General features: G+C 54.0%; 10 protein-coding genes and 2 pseudogenes. 6 read left to right on the top strand and 6 right to left on the bottom strand.

Going from position 1 to position 8,145, the window contains the following annotated elements:
* Positions 1–496 precede the first annotated feature (496 nt).
* Positions 497–970, bottom strand: a pseudogene (locus ACI3K0_RS30470) (PhnA-like protein); the annotation flags it as partial.
* Positions 971–985: 15 nt separating this feature from the next.
* On the opposite strand from ACI3K0_RS30470, the gene ACI3K0_RS30465 reads away from it, so the two are divergent.
* The 3 genes and pseudogenes from ACI3K0_RS30465 to ACI3K0_RS30455 form a co-directional block, all read left to right on the top strand.
* The gene (locus tag ACI3K0_RS30465) at positions 986–1,273 is read left to right on the top strand and encodes a BON domain-containing protein (protein WP_206829491.1); all 288 of its coding nucleotides are present in this window, start codon (positions 986–988) and stop codon (positions 1,271–1,273) included.
* 29 nt (positions 1,274–1,302) lie between these two features.
* Complete coding sequence (locus ACI3K0_RS30460) at positions 1,303–1,812, top strand: DUF992 domain-containing protein (protein WP_404946965.1); 510 nt, start codon at positions 1,303–1,305, stop codon at positions 1,810–1,812.
* Positions 1,813–2,084: 272 nt separating this feature from the next.
* Positions 2,085–2,381: pseudogene (locus tag ACI3K0_RS30455) on the top strand (hypothetical protein); the annotation flags it as partial.
* A 180-nt stretch (positions 2,382–2,561) separates the two neighbouring features.
* Here the strand turns inward: ACI3K0_RS30455 and ACI3K0_RS30450 are convergent.
* The 3 genes from ACI3K0_RS30450 to ACI3K0_RS30440 all read right to left on the bottom strand — a co-directional run bounded on the left by ACI3K0_RS30450 (position 2,562) and on the right by ACI3K0_RS30440 (position 3,785).
* On the bottom strand, positions 2,562–2,861 hold the full coding sequence (locus ACI3K0_RS30450) for a hypothetical protein (protein ID WP_404946964.1): 300 nt from the start codon (positions 2,859–2,861) through the stop codon (positions 2,562–2,564).
* A gap of 240 nt (positions 2,862–3,101) precedes the next feature.
* Positions 3,102–3,245 (bottom strand): hypothetical protein, encoded by a 144-nt coding sequence (locus ACI3K0_RS30445; RefSeq protein ID WP_404946963.1) that lies wholly within the window; start codon positions 3,243–3,245, stop codon positions 3,102–3,104.
* Positions 3,246–3,467: 222 nt separating this feature from the next.
* Positions 3,468–3,785, bottom strand: coding sequence for a hypothetical protein (locus ACI3K0_RS30440; RefSeq protein WP_404946962.1), 318 nt, complete (start codon positions 3,783–3,785; stop codon positions 3,468–3,470).
* A gap of 185 nt (positions 3,786–3,970) precedes the next feature.
* Between ACI3K0_RS30440 and ACI3K0_RS30435 the strand changes: the two genes are divergently transcribed.
* The gene (locus ACI3K0_RS30435; RefSeq protein ID WP_404946961.1) at positions 3,971–5,668 is read left to right on the top strand and encodes an FAD/NAD(P)-binding protein; all 1,698 of its coding nucleotides are present in this window, start codon (positions 3,971–3,973) and stop codon (positions 5,666–5,668) included.
* Between the two features lie 91 nt (positions 5,669–5,759).
* Here the strand turns inward: ACI3K0_RS30435 and ACI3K0_RS30430 are convergent, their stop codons facing one another.
* Both ACI3K0_RS30430 and ACI3K0_RS30425 read right to left on the bottom strand, forming a co-directional pair.
* Positions 5,760–5,933, bottom strand: coding sequence for a hypothetical protein (locus ACI3K0_RS30430; protein ID WP_404946960.1), 174 nt, complete (start codon positions 5,931–5,933; stop codon positions 5,760–5,762).
* A 38-nt stretch (positions 5,934–5,971) separates the two neighbouring features.
* A complete protein-coding gene (locus ACI3K0_RS30425; RefSeq protein ID WP_148148868.1) occupies positions 5,972–6,208 on the bottom strand; it encodes a DUF6894 family protein in 237 nt (78 codons plus the stop codon).
* Between the two features lie 122 nt (positions 6,209–6,330).
* Between ACI3K0_RS30425 and ACI3K0_RS30420 the strand changes: the two genes are divergently transcribed.
* Together ACI3K0_RS30420 and ACI3K0_RS30415 are read left to right on the top strand one after the other, a co-directional pair.
* Entirely contained in the window at positions 6,331–7,047 is a 717-nt protein-coding gene (locus ACI3K0_RS30420; RefSeq protein ID WP_206828309.1) for a Crp/Fnr family transcriptional regulator, read from the top strand.
* Positions 7,048–7,369: 322 nt separating this feature from the next.
* The gene (locus tag ACI3K0_RS30415; protein ID WP_404946959.1) at positions 7,370–7,861 is read left to right on the top strand and encodes a hypothetical protein; all 492 of its coding nucleotides are present in this window, start codon (positions 7,370–7,372) and stop codon (positions 7,859–7,861) included.
* Positions 7,862–8,145: the final 284 nt, after the last annotated feature.

The following is an 8,145-nucleotide window of genomic DNA, read 5'->3' as shown; positions in this document are numbered from 1 at the left end:
GTTTAAAAGTCCCATGTGGATCACTCCGTTGCCCCCGTCGCTCACCGCGTTGGGGGAAGGTTCACATGGCTCAATTCTCAATGGAAATTATGCGCCTAACCGGCTCAGTTCTGCGTGGAAACCAACACCGGTTAGGCGCATCTCAGCGACGATGCGGCACTTGGTTAACCCGGACGAGGGACTGTTACAGCCTGGGTCCGAGAGGCCTTTTCAGAGACGCGAGACCACGCCAGCTCGTCGTCATCGCGGCCCCAGTACCTTTGAGCACTTGTCCGAAAGCGTTTCAGCAGATAGACGCGTTTTGTTGTTCAGCTTGCTCAGGCGTCAAGTCACCGGCCATTTCGGCTTCTTTTGGTAACACGATTTCGACCATGTATACTCTGGCGGCAAGCACTTCGCTGTAGGGGGATGAGGGCGGCGTTAGCGGCGCCACCACTGAGCGGATGGTCGTAGGGATCGCAGGAATGAGCGATCCCCAAGGCCGACGCACAGTAACTTAGGCATCCTCACGACGCGGGTGACTCACTGTACCGGCAGCACCACCAAGCCATGCTGCTATGGCGCCGGCGACCAATGCGATAGTCGCTGTGATCGCACCTACCGAAAGTGCCTTTGCCGCGGTCTGGGCCGCTTCGGTCGCCTGGCGCTTTGCCTCCTCGGCAGCCTGCTTGTATTGCTCTTCATACTGGGCAACCTGCTGACGGGCCTGGTCGACAGAAATGTTTTGGGCGCGCGCCAACGCATCCGCTGCGCGATTACGTGCTTCATCCGCCTTTGCCTGATCACCGGTCAGAGCGGCGCGGACTGCTGCGATGGCCGTATCCCGCAGAGCCGCCGGGTCGTTGCCGCCGCTCGCCTGACGAATGTTCTGCTCGATCGTTCCAATCGGATCTGTCGCGGTCGACAAAGTCGGTGCGGCGGTCGTCGCAGCTGTTGCGACAGTCGAGCCTGCACGCTTCGCTAACTTCGAGCGGAGGACATGCCGATGTTTATTTCCGCACCTGAGCAGAGAGCCACGATGCTTGTCGCTGATCAGTCGATGGTAGCCGCACTTAGGGCTATCCTGGCCTATCAACCTGGATTGAATATCGCTGACCTTGCCGTATCCCTAGAAAGCCACACGATCTCGATCAACGGCACAGTGCCGACAGAGCGGGATCGCCAGAAGCTGCTCGACGTCGTCCACGAATTCACCGCCATTCCGATCTCCTGCCTGGTGAGCGTCAAATCTGTCTCGCCCTGTTCAGAGTGCGCTGGCGGTCCCGTGAACTGAGAACCCCGGAACATTTGGAAGGAAAAGAAATGATCAAGATCATAACACTTGGGCTTATTGCCTCTCTCGCCTCGGTTGGTATCGCTTACGCGGCACCGCGGCATCATCCGGTGAAAAACCAGGTGGCAGAGCAACCGAAGGAGCGCCTGGGGACCCTGTCATGTGAGGTCGCTGGTGGCGTTGGCCTTCTCATAGGCTCAAACCGAGCTGTCACCTGTACCTTCAAGCAGAGAACGGGAAAATCAGAACGGTATACGGGCACGATCGGAAAGCTCGGTCTGGATGTTGGTGTCACAGGCAAGCGCTACATGAGTTGGATCGTTGTCAATACGGCGCCGACCCGAGTGGGCGAGGGTGTGTTGGCTGGAACCTATGTCGGTGCGTCCGCCAGCGCTTCTGTTGGGTTGGGTCTCGGCGCCAACGCTCTGGTTGGCGGTAACGCCAAGAATTTCGCCTTGCAGCCGTTGAGCGGAGAGGCTGGCACAGGTCTCAATATCGCGGCTGGTGTTTCTCGTCTGAAATTGCAGCGACCAAGATAACGTTAAGTTCCATGTAGCCGGAGATGGTGTGCACCAGACGCCAGATCAGGCGGTGGTCGGCCTACGGGTCGACCACCGGCGCTCCCCTTCAGGATAGAGGTTCGCTATGGCTTCAAGTGAAGCTCTCGCAAGATTGCTCGAGCTCTTAAAGCACATTAGATCTGCTCGTACCGAAACGGTCAGCGGACATTTCCGTCAGGCGGGAGAGAGTTCACAACACAGTTTCAAGATTTAGGAGCAGCCGCTGGCAGCGGACGACAGATGGCCGCCTAATGGGCCGCCCGACGCATGTCTACACGATCGGCTACGTCGCTGTGCTGATCGGCGAAAACCTCGAACTCATCCAGGAAATCGCCAGCAACTCCGACAATATCGACTATGGCGAGATGATCCATGCCCATGACGGCAGCGAAGAGGGCATCACGACATTCACCGACCGGGGCGTCGAGAGTCTAAAAGAATTCCTCGCCGATATCCGCACCTGGGAGGGAGGCGTTCGCCAGTTCCTCGCCGACGAGCAATGCGACCAGGAAAAGATCGAGCGCATCATGGCAGACCAGCCAAAATCATACGCGGTGCGGCCTACGCCGGATGGATACGCCGATAGGGCTGTTGGCTCCGACGGCCTTCCTGAGCGCACCGTTCTTGACGTCACAGAGCAGCAGCTCGAAGAGGCTCCTAAATTTGAGGGCGTGAACGCAAAGAGTAACATCAAAGAGCGTTCCCACGAATTGTAGGAGCGCTCACCTTTAATGAAGCGTGGCGCTTGTGTTCGACGTCTGAATGGTACGGTTTCCTTGCGCGGTAAACTGACACGCAAGGTCGACCACTTGGGCAATCGAGCAATGCGGAGAATCGTACGGATCTCGCTCGAATAATTGCAAGATTTCTATAAGTTTGCGGGCGGATCCCGCCAGGCGGCGTTTTGTCGTAGGGTCGAAGCCTTTAAAGGTCTTAACGACTTCCATACGCAAGGCCTCGAAAAACATCCGTTTTTCTTTTGTGCTTAGGCGAGTTTCAAAATTCTCTTTGTCTAAAGCCTCAGTCACAGTCGCCTCCCAATATTGGTATGAATTCCCGACTTGCGAGATAGCACTAACGTAGCACCACCCTAGCCAGCCCGAAGTCACCTTTGCTATCGCGACTTTTGACTACGCTTCGGTCTGTCGGTTCTGAGGATGCTTTCTGTCCAGGCAAGCAACGCTAGCGTCAAGCCTGCGAGATAAGCACCGGTCGGCCGGTGCGCCCCTGTCGTGCTTTAGTCCCGGTTTCAGTGACCTTAGGATCGGTCATAGCGCGTCGCCTTTTGGATTGTTTCTCCGAGCGTCCTTGAGGCCCTTTTCAGCAGCCTTCGAAAGTTCCTCGCGGTTCTTGTCCTCATCGTCGCCGCTGCGAGCATCATCGCTTTCAGGCTTGGGCTTGTTTTCCATCATCTTGCTCTCCATGGGGATGCACGCAATAGGGGATATGAAGGCGTAAACCATCCCTTTGATACGCTGACTCAGAAGGCTATCGATAGTTGATTTGTTTGGCTCTGATACAACGATGATGTCGATGACACCTGAAGCCTATCGACAAGAACGCGAAGAATTTGTCAGAACGCGGAAGAATGTCCGACTAAAACGGGAGACGCTCGGCCGGTTGAGCATCAGTCATCACGATGGAAACATCCTTGCCGACGCGGCAACTTCCTTGCGCATCGCATCGAGTGACCCGCGAAGGACACGGATCTCTGCACTGAGCCCGGGAGCCGCGTCTTGCTCCTCCCAGTAGAGAAGGGTGTTGTGCCAACCAGTGGTGGTTTCGATCAATCCGCGTACACGCTGCATCGTGCGCTCGTCTACCTGTATCGCAGCTCGCTCCGCGTTGCGGGCCAATTCCACGAGATCGTTCGCTTCGACACCCCAGATTGGCAGCGCCGTACGAAGCTTCAGAATCTGCGCATCGATGTCGTCAATCTGAGATTTTTCCATGAAAATGATATGGCTCTAATCTTTGAACCTTCAATGGGTATCCAAAACTAAAAGTTGAAAACGGAATCCCGAGCCGCAGTAGAAAATTGCGTTCAGCGCTTGGTCCGCTAGCGTACGGCGAGGGAACGCACACCGGGCTGGCCCGTTCAGGAGCAGCACAGCGCATGGCGGTGCGAGGAGCCCAAATGAGTAAACGCATCGCAATCGTTGGGTCCGGCCCGACAGGCATTTATGCACTTCAAGAATTACTTACCTGTAGCGCTAAACTTCATATCACGATCTTCGAGCGGAGCGAAATCGCCGGAAAGGGAACTCCTTACCAACGCGGCATCAATGACCCGTCGATGTTATCGAATATTCCCAGCGTAGAAATCCCACCACTACCGCAGACTTTATACAGATGGCTTCTTCTGCAGTCAGATAAGTATCTTGCTGAATATGACGTCACTCGAGATCAGATTTCAGATCGTGCCTTCTATCCACGTATAGTTGTCGGCGACTATTTTAAATCGCAGTTTTCCACGCTGATTGATAGTGCCTGCGCAACTCGTCATGAAGTCCAGGTGTCGGAAAGCTGTGAGGTAGAGGACATCACGCCTGTCGAGGATATGTTCAAGCTGACGATCGCAGGGCGTAATCGCGAAGACAATTGTGTCTTCGACTACGTCGTTGCAGCGACGGGCCACAGCTTTCCGACCAACCCTGAAAAATCACCTGGCTTTTTCGAGGCTCCATGGCCTGCGACTGCCCTGAAAACCATCCCGAGTGGAGAGGTGGCAGTTCTTGGTACCTCACTGAGTGCGATCGATGCGATCATGACTGTTGCGACTACGTATGGCAAATTTCGGCGGACGAAAAAGGGAATTCTGGAATACCGACCGAGCAAATCCGGCAGCTGCCTTCATATGACAATGATGTCTCGAAAAGGCTTGTTACCGGAGGCCGACTTCTATTTTCCCATTCCCTATCTCGAGCCCCGGATTTGTACAAAGCAGGCCGTGGATGATCGTACCAGGCTAGGCTCTAGTGGGCTATTGGACGATCTCTTCGATCTTTTCAAACAAGAGATTGCTGTCGCCGATCCTGAATACGCTGCAGCCATCGGCCTGGACGAACTAACAGTCGACGACTTTGCTGAAGCTTACTACGGCGTTCGGGATAAAATTGAGCCTTTTGAGTGGGCTAGGCAAAATCTTGTTGAGGCAGGCCGAAACTATAGCGCTGAGCGTACGGTACAGTGGCGGTACGCCATCTTAATTACACATGAGATTATCGAAGCTGCGGTCGATTGTCTAAATGCCGACGATCTAGAGCGCTTCAACCGTTCATTCAAAAGTATCTTCGCAGATGACTATGCGACGGTGCCGCATCTTTCGATTGAGCGTCTTCTCGCTCTCCACGAGTGTGGCCGTCTCGAAATCCTCGCTCTCGGAAACGATTCTGAGATTTCCAGCGAAGGGCTCGCACGTGGCGTGACGGTAAATTCGGCTTGCGGACGAAGGGTATTTGACACTTTCATAGATGCGACAGGGCAGAAAAATCGCTCAGCTGCCGACCTACCGTTTCGAGGGCTGGTAGAGCGTGGCCTCATTTCTGAGGGATGGACGGTCACTACGACAGGCAACCAACGAAGAACTGGCGGCATAGATCTCGACGCACAATGTCGCCCGCTGATCTCTGGCACACAGCCGATCCGACGGCTCTTCTTCCCCGCAGTAGCATACCTGCTTCACAAACGTCCCTTCATCCAAGGTATTACGAGTGCGGCCGAATTGGGTAAAGTTGTCGCCCACTCGATCATTGCGGACGTCACAAGGCCTCAGCGGAGCAGGCGACGGAGTGTTAAGAAGGTCCAAATCTTACCGTTGGAAGCGGCTGCCTGACACCCTACGGACTTATACCGGTGTAGATTTAGAAAATTCGGCGCTGGACAGCCTACCAGAGAAGCTCCCGTGGTGGAGCTTTTTCCGCTAGTTATCGACTTTCGATCTCTTGCTGTGACAGCGTTACTTCTTCGGAGTTGTTAGTCCCGGGAATGAGTTCCATGACGACCACTTTTTTGCCGTGTGATTTTTCAAGCTGCTTAACCGCATCGGACGCTGTCGCTCCCGTGGCTTTTTGGCTTCCGTCCTTCACCTTGAAACTCATCATCACTCGCTTTGGGCGTGGAACTATCGCAGCCCCAGTTACTCGAAACGGACGACCGACTTGAGCGGGATTTTGTCGAAGACCTCGCCCTGCTCGCTTGTGATCTCGAAAATCTGGCCATCAACAACTTCCCCTTGAAGTATTTTGTGCGCCAGTAACTCTCTTGCAGCGTGTCGAACTTCCTCGACGGCCAGGTCCAATGTCGCCAACTCAGTTCCTTCCGGATCTCGATCTAGGCGGTCGCCGTCACGAAGATGGAAATAGTATCTTGGCATCTGCCACCCATGAAGTTTAGCATGTTGCCAAAGCGTAACCCGGCTGGCCTCCACTTGTTCCGGCTGTTCGGGTGAGCAAGCCGCCCATATTGCATGCTGCTTTTGTGAGGGGGAACAGAGAGATGCGCATTGATTTCAATTTGGCGCGTGGCAATAAGTTACTGGCGCGTCTGCCAAGTGAAGACCTCAATGATGTCGCAAACGGGTTGGAGCCAGTTAGTCTCACCCATGGGGTGATGCTTGGTGAGGAAGGCCAGCCGATTGAGCACGTCTACTTTCTCACCAAAGGCATTTGCTCTGTGATTGCAAAAACACCTGAGGGCGCGCGGGCGGAGGCGGGCATCTTTGGCTACGATGGATATATTCCAACTTCTGCCATTGCTGATGTTGATGTGTACACATACGATGTTTACGTGCAGCTGGATGCTGCGGGCTATCGTATCCGGTACGATGACTTTCGCCATCTGATGGAAAATCGGCGAAATTTTCTCAAAGTTATAATCCGAGCGATTGAGGCATTTGCTGTTCAGCTTGCATATACGGCTGTCTCCAACGCTATTCATGATGTCAACGAGCGCCTCGCGAGATGGCTGCTTATGTGTGACGACAGAATTGATGGAAACGAGCTGCCGCTCACCCATGATTTCATTTCCATGATGCTCGCTGTCCGTCGCCCAAGCGTGACTACCGCGCTTCACGTGCTAGAGGGAAACGGTTTCATTCGAGCAGACCGGGGACTCGTCACGATCAGAGATCGTGAAGGAATGGAACAGTTCGCTGCCGATGCGTATGGGAAGCCAGAAAAGGCGTATGAACGCTTAATGAGCGGGCTTTTTTGAAAAGTCGTCGTGTCGTTGGCTACTGCTAGGGAATCGTGGCACAATGACATCTTCGTGCGAGTTCGTTTTCATGCGGAAACGGCGCTGTAGAGAGCGCTGGCGTGCTCTGTGGTTACGCCCATTCCCGTGTCGCTATGATGGCCTTCAGGTCGTCCCTTATTCTCCCAAATGTCATGGGCTTGAAGCATGATACGCTCGTTGTTTCCGCACCCATAACTAGCTCCAACCGTTCGATCCAAGCCCGGTCCAGGAGCCACTTTATCAATATCGTCGAAGGCATTGCCGACGCGCTGAACCATGCCAGAAGAACGGAGTCTCATCGTTGAAAACTGGAAGCGACGACATCCTCAGCGTGATTGCGGGTAGGGGACTAGCCGTTGTTCGAATACCAAATCCCAAGAAGTCGTTTGTCCTTGGCAGCCGACCGGTTTTGAAGCTCACGCCGCCGGAAACCAACGATTTAAGCGATCCAAGGGTTAAATTATTCCTTGCTATCGCGCCCGACGTTATGGTCGGGGTAGGCCCTCTCGATCAAGGCGAAGTCATCGTCGATATCAGCGACAAGAATGTCCGCTTAACGAACGAGAGCGTCTGCACTCAAAGTTCGCAAATAACAGGCAGGTCTAAGGAATTGATTGCGTCGCTTTCGCCATTTGTTGGGAGAAAAGTCGGGAAATTCCCGTTGCTTGAAGCGTGGGATGAACCTTGGTTTGACAGGTTGCGGACTAAGCCATTTCCCGTTTGCGGGAAGCTGACAATCCCCGTAACGTCTCCAGCGGTCGTCCCGGCACTGTGTCAGATGCTTCATACCTAACGACCGAGTCCGCACGCTCTTTGTAGTTGGGCCACGTTACTTTCCGGTTTGGGCCAAAAGATCGCAGTTTGGGCCAAACTTGGTTCCGTTTTTAAATCTCGATGTCGTCGGCACGCGGCATAGTATTTAGTTCCATAAGACAGATTATGCGATCTTTGTATGTAGCCGCAAAGTTAGAATGTCCTAATTCAGCAAAGTTAGACTGTCACACTCCCCGCGTTTGATAACGCGGAGACAAGCAGATGGGATTGATAGCGATGAGCGAGCGCGATCTGCAGCGGATC

Source organism: Rhizobium sp. ZW T2_16 (assembly GCF_044987325.1).
Lineage (GTDB): Bacteria > Pseudomonadota > Alphaproteobacteria > Rhizobiales > Rhizobiaceae > Neorhizobium > Neorhizobium cellulosilyticum.
Note: the sequence above shows the minus strand (reverse complement) of the source record. Positions and strands in the feature narration are given on the sequence as shown.